Origin of the sequence: Streptomyces sp. NPDC002701, from assembly GCF_042889045.1 — a bacterium.
In the GTDB taxonomy this organism is placed as follows: domain Bacteria; phylum Actinomycetota; class Actinomycetes; order Streptomycetales; family Streptomycetaceae; genus Streptomyces.
Genome location: NZ_JBIAQL010000003.1, coordinates 344,321 through 359,386, shown reverse-complemented (window position 1 = coordinate 359,386; position 15,066 = coordinate 344,321). Strand labels below are relative to the sequence as shown.

General features: G+C 71.3%; 15 protein-coding genes. 6 read left to right on the top strand and 9 right to left on the bottom strand.

Going from position 1 to position 15,066, the window contains the following annotated elements:
* Nucleotides 1–292: hypothetical protein (locus ACFYXC_RS10030; RefSeq protein ID WP_389549067.1), on the top strand; the 292-nt coding region annotated here is incomplete at its 5' end.
* Here the strand turns inward: ACFYXC_RS10030 and glpX are convergent.
* A complete protein-coding gene (glpX, locus tag ACFYXC_RS10025; protein WP_388922782.1) occupies nucleotides 259–1,290 on the bottom strand; it encodes a class II fructose-bisphosphatase in 1,032 nt (343 codons plus the stop codon). The two genes, ACFYXC_RS10030 and glpX, sit on opposite strands and share 34 nt — an antisense overlap.
* Nucleotides 1,291–1,415: 125 nt before the next feature.
* Between glpX and ACFYXC_RS10020 the strand changes: the two genes are divergently transcribed.
* Nucleotides 1,416–1,934 (top strand): DUF4245 domain-containing protein, encoded by a 519-nt coding sequence (locus ACFYXC_RS10020; RefSeq protein ID WP_388922778.1) that lies wholly within the window; start codon nucleotides 1,416–1,418, stop codon nucleotides 1,932–1,934.
* Between the two features lie 79 nt (nucleotides 1,935–2,013).
* Here the strand turns inward: ACFYXC_RS10020 and ACFYXC_RS10015 are convergent, their stop codons facing one another.
* From ACFYXC_RS10015 to ACFYXC_RS10000, 4 genes are all read right to left on the bottom strand, one after another.
* Nucleotides 2,014–2,604: a malonic semialdehyde reductase gene (locus ACFYXC_RS10015; RefSeq protein WP_389549062.1), complete on the bottom strand. Its 591-nt coding sequence runs from the start codon at nucleotides 2,602–2,604 to the stop codon at nucleotides 2,014–2,016.
* Nucleotides 2,605–2,750: 146 nt separating this feature from the next.
* Nucleotides 2,751–2,987: an exodeoxyribonuclease VII small subunit gene (locus tag ACFYXC_RS10010; protein ID WP_389549060.1), complete on the bottom strand. Its 237-nt coding sequence runs from the start codon at nucleotides 2,985–2,987 to the stop codon at nucleotides 2,751–2,753.
* A 186-nt stretch (nucleotides 2,988–3,173) separates the two neighbouring features.
* Nucleotides 3,174–4,394, bottom strand: a complete 1,221-nt coding sequence (xseA, locus tag ACFYXC_RS10005; protein ID WP_389549058.1) for an exodeoxyribonuclease VII large subunit — start codon at nucleotides 4,392–4,394, stop codon at nucleotides 3,174–3,176.
* A 246-nt stretch (nucleotides 4,395–4,640) separates the two neighbouring features.
* On the bottom strand, nucleotides 4,641–6,011 hold the full coding sequence (locus tag ACFYXC_RS10000; RefSeq protein WP_389549056.1) for an APC family permease: 1,371 nt from the start codon (nucleotides 6,009–6,011) through the stop codon (nucleotides 4,641–4,643).
* Between the two features lie 104 nt (nucleotides 6,012–6,115).
* Here ACFYXC_RS10000 and ACFYXC_RS09995 point away from each other — a divergent pair, with 104 nt between their 5' ends.
* Complete coding sequence (locus tag ACFYXC_RS09995; RefSeq protein ID WP_389549053.1) at nucleotides 6,116–7,132, top strand: 4-hydroxy-3-methylbut-2-enyl diphosphate reductase; 1,017 nt, start codon at nucleotides 6,116–6,118, stop codon at nucleotides 7,130–7,132.
* 29 nt (nucleotides 7,133–7,161) lie between these two features.
* The gene (gene ppgK / locus ACFYXC_RS09990) at nucleotides 7,162–7,908 is read left to right on the top strand and encodes a polyphosphate--glucose phosphotransferase (RefSeq protein WP_388922759.1); all 747 of its coding nucleotides are present in this window, start codon (nucleotides 7,162–7,164) and stop codon (nucleotides 7,906–7,908) included.
* Nucleotides 7,909–7,987: 79 nt separating this feature from the next.
* On the opposite strand, the gene ACFYXC_RS09985 is transcribed toward ppgK, so the two are convergent.
* Nucleotides 7,988–8,398, bottom strand: a complete 411-nt coding sequence (locus ACFYXC_RS09985) for a DUF6542 domain-containing protein (protein WP_388922757.1) — start codon at nucleotides 8,396–8,398, stop codon at nucleotides 7,988–7,990.
* A gap of 371 nt (nucleotides 8,399–8,769) precedes the next feature.
* Between ACFYXC_RS09985 and ychF the strand changes: the two genes are divergently transcribed.
* A complete protein-coding gene (ychF, locus tag ACFYXC_RS09980) occupies nucleotides 8,770–9,858 on the top strand; it encodes a redox-regulated ATPase YchF (protein ID WP_388922755.1) in 1,089 nt (362 codons plus the stop codon).
* Between the two features lie 29 nt (nucleotides 9,859–9,887).
* Here ychF and ACFYXC_RS09975 read toward each other — a convergent pair whose 3' ends face one another.
* From ACFYXC_RS09975 to ACFYXC_RS09965, 3 genes are read right to left on the bottom strand one after another with little or no spacing between them, the layout of a single operon-like run.
* On the bottom strand, nucleotides 9,888–10,556 hold the full coding sequence (locus ACFYXC_RS09975) for a response regulator (RefSeq protein ID WP_388922740.1): 669 nt from the start codon (nucleotides 10,554–10,556) through the stop codon (nucleotides 9,888–9,890).
* Entirely contained in the window at nucleotides 10,553–11,785 is a 1,233-nt protein-coding gene (locus tag ACFYXC_RS09970; RefSeq protein WP_388922737.1) for a sensor histidine kinase, read from the bottom strand. Before ACFYXC_RS09970 ends, ACFYXC_RS09975 begins: the two co-directional genes overlap by 4 nt.
* Nucleotides 11,782–12,618, bottom strand: coding sequence for a CPBP family intramembrane glutamic endopeptidase (locus ACFYXC_RS09965; RefSeq protein WP_389549046.1), 837 nt, complete (start codon nucleotides 12,616–12,618; stop codon nucleotides 11,782–11,784). Before ACFYXC_RS09965 ends, ACFYXC_RS09970 begins: the two co-directional genes overlap by 4 nt.
* Nucleotides 12,619–12,825: 207 nt before the next feature.
* On the opposite strand from ACFYXC_RS09965, the gene ACFYXC_RS09960 reads away from it, so the two are divergent.
* Nucleotides 12,826–15,039 carry a DEAD/DEAH box helicase gene (locus ACFYXC_RS09960; protein ID WP_389549044.1) on the top strand — a complete coding sequence of 738 codons (2,214 nt, stop codon included), beginning with the start codon at nucleotides 12,826–12,828 and terminating at the stop codon, nucleotides 15,037–15,039.
* Nucleotides 15,040–15,066: the final 27 nt, after the last annotated feature.

Here is a 15,066-nt window from a genome sequence, read left to right as displayed (position 1 = left end):
ACGACCCGCAGACGACCAACGCGGTCGACCAGCGCAGACGACCGACGCGGTCGACCACGGGCCGCCGTGCACAACCGACCGCCCGCGGGATCCGCACGCCGCCAGGGCCTGCCCCGTCAGGGGCGCGGGGAACTGCGCGACCAGCCACGACGACCCGCAGACGACCAACGCGGTCGACCAGCGCAGACGACCGACGCGGTCGACCACGGGCCGCCGTGCACAACCGACCGCCCGCGGGATCCGCTTCGCCGGCGGGATCTACTTCGCCCGGTCGAAGTCGATCGCGCTGTAGGCCCGCAGCTTCGCCAGCCGGTGCTCCGAGTTGATCTGCCGCACCGTCCCCGACTTCGACCGCATCACGATCGAGTCGGTCGTGGCGGTCTCTGGTCGGTACCGCACCCCCCGCAGCAGCTCGCCGTCGGTGATCCCGGTCGCGACGAAGAAGACGTTCTCGCCGGACACCAGGTCGTCGGTGAGCAGCACCCGGTCGAGGTCGTGCCCCGCGTCCACCGCCCGCGCCCGCTCCTCGTCGTCCTTGGGCCACAACTTGCCCTGAATGGTGCCGCCGAGGCACTTCACCGCGCAGGCCGAGATGATGCCCTCGGGCGTACCGCCGATGCCGAGCAGCAGATCGATGCCGGTGCCCTCGCGCAGCGCCAGGATCGAGCCCGCGACGTCGCCGTCGGAGATGAGCTTGATGCGCGCGCCGGTCTCCCGGATCTCCTTGATGATGCCGTCGTGCCGGGGCCGGTCGAGGATGACGACGGTGACGTCCTCGGGCGTGACGCGCTTGGCCTTGGCGACCCGGCGGATGTTGACGGACACCGGGGCGTTGATGTCGACGAAGTCGGCGGCCTCGGGGCCGGTGACCAGCTTGTCCATGTAGAAGACCGCGGACGGGTCGAACATGGTGCCGCGGTCGGCGGCGGCCAGTACGGCGATCGCGTTGGTCATGCCCGCCGCGGTGAGCGTGGTCCCGTCGATCGGGTCCACGGCGATGTCGCACTCGGGCCCGGTCCCGTCCCCGACGCGCTCTCCGTTGAAGAGCATCGGGGCCTCGTCCTTCTCCCCTTCGCCGATGACGACGACGCCGTTCATCGAGACGGTGGAGACGAGGGTCCGCATGGCCCGCACCGCCGCGCCGTCGGCGCCGTTCTTGTCGCCGCGGCCGACCCAGCGGCCCGCGGCCATCGCGGCGGCCTCGGTGACCCTGACCAGCTCCAGGGCGAGGTTGCGGTCGGGGGCCTCGGAGGGGACCTCGAGTTCGGACGGCAAGTGATGCTCGGTCATCGGAGCGCACCTTTCTGATACGACGACGGCCGGATGAGGGTTCGGGCCGACTCTATCCTCAGTCCGACAAAATGAGCAGGGGGCCCCACGGATGAGCAGACCAGTACACCTGCGACGATGGGGACGTGGCAGGTATGAAAGGCAAGCAGTCGGTCCGGGACATGGTGTTGTCCCTGGGCCTGATCGGCATCGTCGCGGGCTTCATCTACGTCTTCATCCCCAATGACGACTCGGAGCCCCCTCTCGAACGGGTCGACTACCGCGTGGAGCTCCTCACGGCACGCCGTGCGGCCGCCTATCCGGTGGCGGCGCCCGAGGGTCTGCCCGCGCAGTGGAAGGCGACCTCGGTGCGGTTCCGGGGCGACGACTTCGACGCGTGGCACCTGGGCTTCCACGACCCCGACGGGGAGTACGTGGCGATCGAGCAGTCCACTCAGAAGCCCGCCACCTTCATCGACGACAGCAGCCAGGGCGCCGAGGAGACGAACGTCACGCAGCGCATCGGCGAGAAGTCCTGGAAGCGGTACAAGGGCGCGAAGTACGACGCCCTCGTCCTCCGGGAGAAGAACTCCACGACCGTGGTGACGGGAACGGCGTCGTTCGCGCGGCTGACGAAGATGGCGGAGGCCCTCAGGACGTCATGAGCGCGGCACGCGGGAGGCCGGCGTGCGAGAGGCCCCCGGCACCTTCCTTCCGGTGCCGGGGGCCTCTCGCGTGTCCGGGTCAGACCGTCGTGATGACCTGCTCGGCCGTCAGCCGCGGGGAGCGCGGGAACCAGGCGTTCTCGGCGGGCCGGCCGATGTTGACGACCATCAGCGGGGTGTGGTCGCCGTCGAGGAACTCCTTCTGGACACCGGCGTGGTCGAAGCCCGTCATCGGGCCGGCGGCCAGTCCGGCGGCGCGGACGCCGATGATGAAGTACGCGGCCTGCAGCGCGGCGTTGAGCGCGGCGGCACCCTCACGGGCCGGGCGCTCGGCGAAGAAGACGTCCTTGGCCTGCGGGAAGTGCGGCAGGAGCTGCGGCAGCTCGTCGTGGAACTCGTTGTCCGCGGAGAGGATCGCGACGAGCGGGGCGGTGGCCGTCTTCGGCTGGTTGCCCTCGGCCATGTGCTGCACCAGGCGCTCGCGGGCCTCGGGGGAGCGGACCAGAGTGATGCGCAGCGGCGACTGGTTGAAGGCGGTCGGGCCGTACTTGACCAGGTCGTAGATCGCCTGCACCTGCTCCTCGGTCACCGGCTCGTCGGTGAAGGCGTTGGCGGTGCGGGCCTCGCGGAAGAGGAGGTCCTGGGCGGCGGGGTCAAGGACGAGAGACATGAGGCAAAACCTTCTCGGGGCGTGCGTCGGATCCCAGGGGATCGGCTGGCACGTCCGACGGTACGCCGATGAGGTTTAAGGTTCAACAAAAACTGGACCGAGGTGATCCGGTTCACAGGTGCGTGCCCTGACCACCTATGTCGGCGTCACTCCGCGTCCGGTTCCCCGTCCCGGTCTTCCCGCTCCTCGGCCAGCGCGGCGTCGAGGCGGGCACGGGCCCCGTCCAGCCACCGGCGGCACACCTTCGCCAACTCCTCGCCCCGCTCCCACAGCGCGAGCGACTCCTCCAGTGTCGTACCGCCCGTCTCCAGGCGTCGTACGACCTCGATGAGCTCGTCCCGCGCCTGCTCGTACCCGAGCGCCTCATCCGTTGTGCTGGTCATGCCCCAAGACTAGGCCGTGTCCGCAAAGTCCCGCCTGCCCCGCGACGCCTGGCACGCACTCTCGCCGCACCGGGCGAAGCCCCGAGTACGTCCAGTACGAGGGACTCCGCCCGGCACGCCGAGAGCACGCACCAGACGCCGCGGGGCCCGCCCCCCGGGCGAACGACGGGACTTTGCGGACACGGCCTAGGCCGTGCCTCGGACATCGACCCGTACCGTGAAGTCGCCCTCGGCGACCCGTGCCCGCAGGGTCTCGTCCGCCGTCACCTCGTCCGGGGACCGGACGGCGTGGCCGTCGGACTTCTGCAGTACCGCGTACCCCCGCTTCAGGGTCGCGGCGGGGGAGAGGGCCACCACGCGCGCGTGCGTGTGGGTCAGCTCCGAGTCGGCGCGGTCGAGGAGATGGCCGAGCGTGCGGCGGCCGCGGTCCAGGAGCGCGGCGACGTGATCGGCCCGCTCGTCCACCATCCGGTGGGGATCCTCTATCGAGGGGCGGGCCAGCGCGTGCGCGAGGCCCCGCTCCTCGCGCTCGATGAAGGACCCGACGCAGCGGCGGGCACGGTCGCGCAGGAACTGGACGCGTTCGTACTCCTCGCCGACGTCCGGCACGACCTTCTTGGCGGCGTCGGTGGGGGTGGAGGCGCGCAGGTCGGCCACATGGTCGAGGAGCGGGTTGTCGGGCTCGTGACCGATGGCCGACACGACCGGCGTACGGCAGGACGCGACCGCGCGTACGAGCTGCTCGTCCGAGAACGGGAGCAGGTCCTCCACGCTGCCGCCGCCGCGCGCCACGACGATCACGTCGACCTCGTCCATCGCGTCCAGGTCCTTCACGGCCTGCACGACCTGCGGTACGGCGTGGACGCCCTGCACGGCGACGTTGCGCACCTCGAAGCGGACGGCGGGCCAGCGGTGGCGCGCGTTCTCCAGGACGTCCCGCTCGGCGGCGGAGGCGCGGCCGCAGACCAGGCCGATGAGCTGCGGCAGGAACGGGAGCGGCTTCTTGCGCCCGGTGGCGAACAGCCCCTCCGCGGCGAGGGACTTCTTCAACTGCTCCAGCCGGGCGAGCAGTTCACCGACGCCCACGGGCTTGATCTCGGCGGCCCGCAGCGACAGCTGCCCGCGCGGCGCGTACCACTCGGGCTTGGCGTGCACGACGACGCGGGCGCCCTCGCTCACCACGTCCGCGACGGCGTCGAACACCTGCCGGTAGCAGGTCACGCCCACGGAGATGTCGTACGACGGATCGCGCAGCGTCAGGAAGACGACGCCGGCGCCCGGGCGGCGCGACAGCTGGGTGATCTGTCCCTCGACCCACACCGCGCCGAGCCGGTCGATCCATCCCCCGATGAGCCGCGACACCTCACCGACGGGCAGCGGGGCGTCAGCGGACGTGTTGAGAGCCATCCCGCGAGCGTAGCGGTCCGCTCGGACAGCGGGGTTCGACGGCTGTCGGCCGGGTGCGGGTGAGTGGAGGCTGGTCGCGCAGTTCCCCGCGCCCCGGAGAACAGGCCCGTTCCAGGGGCGCGGGGAACTGCGCGATCGATCCCCGTGGGGCCGCACCCACCCGACGAGCCCAGCCGCCCCGAAGGGGGTCCGGGGCGCAGCCCCGGGGACGGGAAGGGTGAGGGCGGCGGGGGCGAGAACCCCCGCTCAGCCACCCACGGGCACCCGTCCCCGCTGAACCAGCAACACCACCAGCCCCACCAGGAACCACACCGCCCCCACTACCTGCGCCGCCCCCGACGCCTCGAAGATCACGAGCACGGTGATCCCCGCCCCGACGACGGGAACCACCACATGCCGCCACCACACGACCCGCCCACCCCGCCGCCGCACGGCGAACCACCCCACCACGCTCGCGTGCAGCAGCGTGAACGCGGTCAGCGCGCCGACATCGACCACCGACACCAGATGGTCCATCCCGTCGTCGCGCCGCGCCGCCCACACCGCGGCGACCAGCGTGATGACGGCCGCGCACAGCAGGGCCACCCGCGGCACCCCGGAGTCCGTCTTCGACAGGACCCGCGGCAGCCGCCGGTCGCGGGACATCGCGAACAGCAGCCGCGCGGCCGCCGCCTGCCCGGCCAGCGCGGCGAACGCCGCTCCGATCGCCTTGCTCACGGCCACCAGGTCGTGCAGCCACGTCCCGACGGAGGCGTCCACGGCGTCGTAGAAGGCCGACCCCTGCCGGACCGGATCGTCGGCGAGCTGCGCCGACGACATCGGCTCCAGGAGGGCGACGAGGTACGTCTGCGCGATGAACAGGAAACCCGCGAGGGCGAGACAGAACAGCACCGCCCTGGCGACCTTCTCCGAACTGCCGGTGACCTCCTCCGCGAAGGAGGCGATCGCGTCGAAGCCGAGGTACGACAGCACGGCGATCGACACCGCCCCGAGGACCGCGGACAGCGCGAACGCCCCCTGCGAGCCGTCTCCGGAGAGGGGCGAGAGCCAGCCCCGCTGTGCCCCGTCGCGCGCGAGGACCACGATCGCCGACACGACGAAGACAAGGAGGACCACGATCTCCATCGCCAGCACCAGGAGACCGACGCGGGCGGCGGCCCGTACGCCCCACAGGTTCAGCAGGGTCGTGACGACGACCGCGATCGCCGTCCACACCCACCGCGAGACCCCCGGGACCAGGGCGTTCATCGCGATCCCGGAGAAGAGGTACGCCACCGCCGGGATGAGGAGGTAGTCCAGCATCGCCATCCACCCGGCGACGAACCCGGCCTCCTTCCCGAGCCCCGCGCGCGCGTACGCGAACACCGAACCGGCCTGCGGGACCACCCGCACCATCTGCGCGTAGCTGAACGCGGTGAACGCCATCGCGACCGTGGCGACGGCGTAGACCAGCGCGACCGCCCCGTGCGACTTGGCGTCGAGGGTCCCGAAGACGCCGACCGGCGCCATGGGGGCGATGAACAGCAGCCCGTACACGACCAGGTCGCGGAAGCCGAGACTGCGCCGCAGCCCCTGTTCCCCGCCGCCCGTGCCGGCCGGTGTTTCCGTGTGGGACATCCCTGCCTCCCGAGAGTCGTGCCGCGTCCGCCCCCTCCGGCTCCCCGGCCTCCGACCAGTCTCCACAAGGAGGTGATCTCCGACCTGTCGGGCGCGGCCTTACGATGGGAGGCATGACTGCTTCGACCGGCCGCCGTGTCCTGCTCGCCGCCCCTCGTGGTTACTGCGCGGGCGTCGACCGTGCCGTGATCGCCGTCGAGAAGGCCCTGGAGCAGTACGGGGCCCCGATCTACGTCCGCCACGAGATCGTCCACAACAAGTACGTCGTGCAGACCCTGGAGAAGAAGGGCGCGATCTTCGTCGAGCGGACGGCGGAGGTCCCCGAGGGGTCCATCGTCATGTTCTCGGCGCACGGCGTCGCCCCGGTCGTCCACGACGAGGCCGCGGCCGGCAGGCTCGCCACCATCGACGCGACGTGCCCGCTGGTCACCAAGGTCCACAAGGAAGCCGTCCGGTTCGCGAACGACGACTTCGACATCCTCCTCATCGGCCACGAGGGCCACGAGGAGGTCATCGGCACCTCCGGTGAGGCGCCCGACCACATCACGCTGGTCGACGGCCCCGGAGACGTGTCCAAGGTCGAGGTGCGCGACCCCTCCAAGGTCGTCTGGCTCTCCCAGACCACCCTGTCGGTCGACGAGACCATGGAGACGGTGGACGCCCTCAAGGAGAAGTTCCCGCAGCTCATCTCCCCGCCGAGCGACGACATCTGCTACGCCACGCAGAACCGTCAGCTCGCGGTGAAGCAGATGGGTGAGCAGGCGGAGCTCGTCATCGTCGTCGGCTCGCGCAACTCGTCCAACTCCGTACGGCTCGTCGAGGTCGCCAAGCTCGCCGGCGCGCGCGAGGCGTATCTCGTGGACTTCGCCGACGAGATCGACGAGAGCTGGCTGGACGGCGTCACGACGGTGGGCGTCACCTCCGGGGCCTCGGTGCCGGAGATCCTCGTGGAGCAGGTCCTGGAGTACCTCTCCACCCGTGGTTTCGAGGACGTCGAACTGGTCAAGGCGGCCGAGGAGTCCATCACGTTCTCCCTGCCGAAGGAGCTGCGCCGCGACCTGCGCGCGGAAGCGGCGGCCCTGGTGGCGGAGCGCACCGGAACCACCCCCTCGGGCGAGTGACTGTCCGTCCTAGGACGTAACGTAGAGCCATGCAGATCTTCGGTGTGGACATCGGCGGTTCAGGGATCAAGGGCGCTCCCGTGGACCTGGACCGTGGCGACCTGGCGGAGGAGCGCTACAAGGTGCTCACGCCGCATCCGGCGACACCCGACGCGGTGGCGGACGGCGTGAAGGAGGTCGTCGGCCACTTCGGCTGGACGGGCCCCGTCGGGATCACCTTCCCCGGCGTGGTCACCGACGGCGCCACCATCCGCACGGCCGCCAACGTCGACAAGAACTGGATAGACACCGACGCGCGCGCCCTGCTCGGCGACCGGCTGGGCGGCCTGCCGGTGACCGTCCTGAACGACGCGGACGCGGCGGGCGTCGCCGAGATGCAGTTCGGCGCGGGCAAGGACCGCCGGGGCACCGTCATCCTCCTCACCTTCGGTACGGGAATCGGCAGCGCCCTCTTCGTGGAGGGCGCCCTCGTCCCGAACACGGAGCTGGGCCACCTCGAGCTCAACGGCCACGACGCCGAGAAGCACGCCTCCACCAAGGCCAAGGAGGACCACGACCTCTCCTGGGAGCACTGGGCCCACCGCGTCCAGAAGTACCTCGCCCATGTGGAGATGCTCTTCTCGCCCGAGCTCTTCATCATCGGCGGCGGCGTCAGCCGCAAGTCCCAGAAGTTCCTGCCGCTGATCGAGGGCATCAAGGCGGAGATCGTGCCGGCCCAGCTGCAGAACAACGCCGGGATCGTGGGCGCGGCGATGCGCGCGGCGAAGTCGCAGTAGGCGCGACCGGGTACCACCGGGCACAACCGGTGTCCCCGGGCGCGACCGGGGACGACCGGTGCCGGGCGGGGGACGGGCCTCAGGCCGTACGGCGTCGCTGTGCGGCCTTGCGGGTCATCATCCGCGCCTTGCGCACGGTGACGATGACCCCGGCCAGCAGCGTGCCCCCGTACAGCCACCCCGCGTGTGTCGCGAGCGCGGTGACGAGCCCCATCAGGCCGCCGACGAAGCCGCCGCTGCTGTCGGCGATCGGCAGCAGGCCCACGGCGAAGGCGATCGGCACGGCGACGACCGCGGTGACGAGGTCGGCCCGGCGCACCCACACCGCGGTCAGCACGCAGACCGGCAGGAACAGCACTCCGTAGACGACGAGCGACGCCCCGAGGAGCAGCTGGTCCAGACAGGCCAGCGCGAACATCGACGCGGTACAGAACAGCCCGCTGCCCAGGCCGGTGAGCCGGGGGTTCGGGAACCGGCGTACCGCCTGCACGATCGGTGAGACGGGCGCCGTGGACCGCGGCGTCCGTACGGGCCGGGGCTGCCGGGCCGTACGGGTACCGCCTCGCCCGGCCTGCGGGGGAAGCGGCGAGCGGCCGCGTGACGGCTGTGACTGGGGGGGACGCGTCCTGTGTTGCTCCACCGGTCCAACTTAGGTCGGGTTATGTGTGGAATGGACGTCGAGACACGCGCTTTGATCGACCTTGGCCAAGCGTTCGATACGTCGCCGGTGCGAGTCGGCGCACGCCGTAGACTGGTGGATCGGCCCGCGCATCACCCGGTGCAGGACCCGGGCCCGTCCGAACCCGGTCCTCGTGGCCCCAGTCCCCGCCCCACCACACCTCGCCTACGGGAAGTCGCAACGTGTCGCTCACGATCGGAATCGTCGGTCTGCCGAATGTCGGCAAGTCGACCCTTTTCAACGCCCTGACCAAGAACGACGTGCTGGCGGCCAACTACCCGTTCGCCACGATCGAGCCGAACGTGGGCGTGGTCGGTGTCCCCGACGCCCGGCTGACCAAGCTGGCGGAGATCTTCAGCTCGCAGAAGATCCTGCCCGCCACCGTGGACTTCGTCGACATCGCGGGCATCGTGCGCGGTGCGAGCGAGGGCGAGGGCCTCGGCAACAAGTTCCTCGCGAACATCCGCGAGTCGGACGCGATCTGCCAGGTCATCCGCGCGTTCAAGGACGAGAACGTCGTGCACGTGGACGGCAAGGTCTCGCCCAAGGACGACATCGAGACCATCAACACCGAGCTGATCCTCGCGGACCTGCAGACCATCGAGAAGGTCCTGCCGCGCCTCCAGCGGGAGTCACGGATCAAGAAGGACGTCGGCCCGAAGGTCGCCGCGATCGAGGCGGCGCAGGCGATCCTGGAGAAGGGCGACACCCTGTTCTCCGCGGGCATCGTCCAGGGCTCCGGCAACGACGAGCTGCTGCACGACCTGCACCTGCTCACCACCAAGCCGTTCCTCTACGTCTTCAACGTCGACGAGGACGAACTGGTCGACGACGACTTCAAGGCCGCGCAGCGCGCGCTGGTCGCCCCCGCCGAGGCGATCTTCCTGAACGCCAAGCTGGAGGCGGACCTCGCCGAGCTCGACGAGGAGGACGCCAGGGAGCTCCTGGAGTCGGTCGGCGTCCAGGAGCCCGGCCTGGCCACCCTCGCCCACGCCGGCTTCCACACCCTGGGCCTGCAGACGTACCTCACGGCCGGCCCGAAGGAATCCCGCGCCTGGACCATCAAGAAGGGCGCCACCGCCCCCGAGGCCGCCGGAGTCATCCACACCGACTTCCAGAAGGGTTTCATCAAGGCGGAGGTCATCTCCTTCGAGGACCTCGTCGAGATGGGCTCGGTCGCCGAGGCCCGAGCCAAGGGCAAGGCCCGCATGGAGGGCAAGGACTATGTGATGCAGGACGGGGACGTGGTGGAGTTCCGCTTCAACGTGTAGCGGGTGAGTCGGGCGGGCCGCGTCGATTCTCAGGTCACCAGCCCCCGGCGGTACGCGTACACCACCGCCTGGACGCGGTCGCGCAGGTCGAGTTTTGTGAGGATTCGGGAGACGAAGGTCTTCACCGTTTCCGGGCTGATGACCAGGGCCGTGGCTATCTCGCTGTTGGAGAGGCCGTTCGCGATGAGGCGCAGGACCTCCAGTTCGCGTGGGGTCAGCGGGATGTCGGGTGTCGTGCCTTCGGCGGGGCGGATGCGGGCCGCGTACTTGCCGACGAGGCGGCGGGTCACCTCGGGGTCCAGCAGGGCCGCGCCGGTGCCCACCGTGCGGATGCCGTTGAGGAGCTGGGCCGGGGGCGCGTCCTTCAGGAGGAAGCCGCTCGCGCCCGCGCGCAGCGCCTCGTACACGTACTCGTCCAGGTTGAACGTGGTGACCACGAGCACCTTGACGGGGTGGGGGACCCCCGCGCCGGCCAGCAGGCGGGTGGCCTCGATGCCGTCGAGCACCGGCATGCGTACGTCCATCACCACGACGTCCGGGCGCACCTCGGCGGCCAGGTCGACCGCGGTCCGGCCGTCCCCGCACTCGCCCGCCACCTCCAGGTCGGGCTGGGCGTCGATGATCGTCACCAGGCCGGTGCGGATCAGCACCTGGTCGTCGCAGACCAGGACCCGGATCGGTGCGGAGGGTGCGGTCACGACGGGCTTCCCGCGGGTATGCGGGCCCGGACGACGAAGCCGCCCGAGGTCCGTTCCGCGCTGAACTCGCCGCCCAGCACGTCGACCCGTTCGCGCAGTCCGGCGAGGCCCCGCCCGCTCCCGCCGGGGGACGCGGCCCGCGAGCCCGGGCCGTCCGTGCCGACCTCCACCGTGATCTCCTTCTCGCCATGCCGCACCTGGACCGAAGTGCGGCGGCCGTAAGCGTGTTTGAGGGCGTTGGTCAGAGCTTCCTGCACCACGCGGTAGGCCACGAGGTCGGCGCTGCCGGTCGACTCCGCCGGCGTGCCCTCCTCGGTGAACTCCACCGGCTGCCCGGCCCTGCGGGTCTGCTCCACCAGCGTGAGCAGTCTGCCGACCGGCGGCGTCCTGGTCACGGTGTCCTGGTCGGTGCCGTGCCCGGTGCCGTGGTCGGGGTTGAGCAGGTCGAGCAGGTGCCGCAGGTCGGTGATGGCCCGCCGGCCGGTGTCGGTGACGGCGGTCAGGCTCTGGTCGAGGCGGTCCGGCGCCGCGGTGAGGTAGCGCGCCGCCTCGGCCTGCACCACCATCGCCGTCACGTGGTGGGTCACGACGTCGTGCAGCTCGCGGGCGATGCGGGTGCGCTCCGCGGTGCGGGTGTCCTCGGCGATACGGACGCGGCGTTCGGCGTCCGTGAGCCGGGTGGAGCGCAGCCACGCGCCGCCGCCCCAGGCCAGGACCAGCGCCAGGTAGAACGTCAGGAACTCGCTCGGCGGCTCACCGGTACCGATCCGGGAGAGCGCGACCGCCAGCGGTACGTACGCCAGGGAGAACAGCACGGCGGCGGCGCGGCGGTGGTGTTCCAGATGGGCACCCACGCTGATCAGCGCGATCGGCAGTGCGGTGGCGGCGAACGTGTGGTAGCCGCGCAGCTGGTCGATGGCGAAGCCGGCCGACACCAGGGTGAGACAGAGGACCGGCACCTTGCGGCGCAGGGCGATCGGGAGGCATTCCAGAGTGATCGCCACGAGGGCCAGGGCGTCGAAGGGGCGGGTCGGCAGACCGCCGACCTCCGTCCCGTGGAACGACGGCACGAACGTCCCCGCGAAGCACAGCAGCCCGAGCGGGAGGTCCCGTACCGTGACGTCGGCCCGGCGCCACCGCTCCGAAGCCCCGCGCCACCGCTCCGGGGCCTGGTGCCCCCGCTCCGAAGCCCGGCGCCACCAGCCCGGAGTCCGCCGAAGACCGATCATCGGGGGAGTGTAGCGGTGGCGTCGGCCCGCGCGGCGCGGGTACGGCGGGGCACCAGGTTGCCGCGCCGGCGGGCGAGCCACAGGAACGCGATCGTCGCCAGTACGCAGAACAGCACCGAGTACACACTCCCCTCCGGGCCGAAGTCGCCGCCGGTGAGCGGTGTCGGGCCCGACGTCACGGAGTTCAGCAGTCCCTGCGGGGTGTCGTTGCCCGAGACCTCGGTGCTGAAGATGCCGGACCCGGCGAAGTTCCAGCCGAAGTGCAGGCCGATCGGCAGCCACAGCCTGCGGGTGGCGACGTACGCGGCGGTGAGCATCCCGCCGGCCTCGATCGCGATGGCGACGGCGCCCCACGCGTTCGCGTTCGGGTTGAGCAGGTGCACCAGGCCGAACAGTGTGCCGGTCAGCACCAGCGCGATCCACGTGCCGACACGTTCCTCGGCGACACGGAACAGGATGCCGCGGAACAGCAGTTCCTCCGTCACCGCGGCGGCGGCCATGAAACCGAACAGCCCGGCCGCGCCCGGCACCGAACCCAGCCCGTCCACCTCGTAGTACCCGGCGGTGAACAGGTTCACGATCACGGCCCCGAACAGCGCGACGCCGACCAGTGTGCCGCGGCCGATCGCGGACGGGGCGCCCTCCAGGGCCACCTCGGTCACCGGGCGCCGCTCGGTGCGTCCCACCACCCATCGGTAGACGAGCACCGCGAGGGCGGCGGCCGGGACGCCGATGAGCAGTTGCAGCCACGGATGGTCCTCCGCCGCCGTGAGCGCCTGCCCGCCGACGAAGGCGACCGCCGCGACGGCCAGAAGTTGTCGGACCAGCCTCATGAGGAACTCCCGTGTCAGGGCCGCGACCCGAGTGCCGCGGACTGAGTACGACGCTATGGATGTGACGCCCGGGAATCGTCACCGCTGGGTGGACACCCGCACGTAGCTCGCACGGGGGACAGAGCTCCCGCCCGGCCGGGGCCGCGCTGTCAGTGGTGCGTGGCAGGATGTCCGCTCGATCGCGGTGTACGGGGTATGAGAGGCGGCATGGTGGAGGGTGAGGGGGCGGTCGGCGGCCCCGTGGCGGTGGGGCGCAGGGCTCGCGAGATCGTTGCCCGGGGGGAGCGGCTCGCCGGGCTCGCGCGAGGGGTTCTCGCCGATCACGCCCGCGCCGTCGAGCAGGTGCGTGCCGCTCTCACGCCGCTCGTCGCCGAACTGGTCGCCCAGGAGCTGGAGGGCATACCCGTCGCCCGGCTGAAGGACGTCACCGAGGGGCGGCTGCGGCTCGGGGCCCTGGAGAGCGCCGGATTCGCCAGCGTACGACCGGTGTTCGAGGCCAGCCGGCACGAGCTGCGGCAGATACCGGGGGTCGGGGCGCAGACCGCGGACCAGGCCCTCGCCGCCGCCCGGCAGATCGCCCGGGCGCTCGAGGAGACCGTGTCCGTACGCATCGACGTCGACCACCCGGAGCCGCGGAACACCGCTCTCGTCATAGCGCTGCGGCGGATCGTCGAGGCGGGGCCCGACCTGCGACGGGCCGTCGACGCCGCCGGGGGAGTGGAACGGAGACTCGCGGCGCTCCTGCCGGCCGCGCGGCCGGCAGGAGGGCGGCTGCGCATGGCCCTGCTGGGGAGGGTCGCGCGCGAGAACGCGCTCGCGGCGGCGGGTGAGATACGGGCGCTCGTCGCCGACGCCGTCTCCAAGGGCGTACCGATGCTGCTCATGCAGGCGTCCACCGACCTGCTGCGGGAGTCCGCCTCCGACGCCGAGGCGTGGGTGGACTTCGAGCTGCGGTCCCCGGAGTACTACAGCCAGCTCGCCGAGATCGCCGGCAGCGCGCCCGACGTCGCGGCCTCCGAGGGCTTCCTGCCGGCGGAGGTCGCGGACCGGGTGCACGCGCAGGGGCTCGACGACACGCACCGGCGGGTCTCGCTGCGCGGCTACCAGTCCTTCGGCGCGCGGTTCGCGCTCGCCCAGCGCCGGGTGGTGCTCGGCGACGAGATGGGGCTCGGCAAGACCATCCAGGCCATCGCGGTGCTCGCGCACCTCGCGGCCCACGGGCACCGCCACTTCCTGGTGGTGTGCCCGGCGAGCGTACTGATCAACTGGACGCGGGAGATCGGTTCCCGCAGCACCCTGCGGGCGGTGCCCGTGCACGGCCCCGAGCGGCTGGACGCGTACGACGAGTGGCGCGAGCGCGGTGGTGTCGCGGTCACCACGTTCGACGTGCTGCACAGCCTGCCCGACCCGAAGAAGGCCGAGACGCATCCGCTGGACGCGCCGGCCGCGTTCGTCGTCGACGAGGCGCACTACGTGAAGAACCCCGACGCCCGGCGTTCGCGGGCCGTCGCGCGCTGGACGAACCGCTGTGAGCGCGTCCTGTTCCTCACGGGTACGCCGATGGAGAACCGGGTGGAGGAGTTCCGTACGCTCGTCCGCTACCTCCAGCCCGAGTTGGTGCCCCGCATCCAGGGCAGCGACGCCGTGGCGGGGCCGCACACGTTCCGCAGGTCCGTTGCGCCCGCCTACCTGCGGCGCAACCAGCAGGACGTGCTGACCGAACTGCCCGCGCTCGTCCAGGTCGACGAGTGGGAGGAGCTCAGCGCGGCCGACCAGGACGCCTACCGGGAGGCGGTCGCCGCGGGGAACTTCATGGCGATGCGCCGGGCCGCGTACGCGCACGCGGAGAAGTCGGCGAAGCTGCAGCGGGTGCGGGAGCTGGTGGCGGAGGCTGCCGCCAACGGGTTGAAGGTGGTGGTCTTCTCCTACTTCCGGGATGTGCTCGCCACCGTGCGGGAGGCATTGGGCGAGGGTGTGCTGGGACCCCTCGCGGGAGGGGTCCCCGCTGCGCGGCGGCAGCAGCTCGTCGACGAGTTCGCGGAGGCGGAGGGGCATGCGGTGCTGCTCTGCCAGATCGAGGCCGGTGGGGTGGGGCTGAATCTGCAGGCCGCGTCCGTGGTGATCCTCTGTGAACCGCAGGTGAAGCCGACGCTGGAGCATCAGGCTGTCGCGCGTGCGCATCGGATGGGGCAGGTGCGGTCGGTTCAGGTGCATCGGATGCTTGCGGCGGACAGTGTGGATGACCGGTTGCTGCGGATTCTGGAGAGCAAGGATCGGCTCTTCGATGCGTATGCGCGGCGTAGTGATGTGGCTGAGGCCACGCCGGATGCGGTGGATGTGTCGGACGGGGACATTGCTCGGCGGATTGTCGAGGAGGAGCAGGCTCGGTTGGCTGTGGAGGGGGTGTTGGGGGGCGGGTAGGGGTGTGGGTTCGGGGGCGGGTGCGGG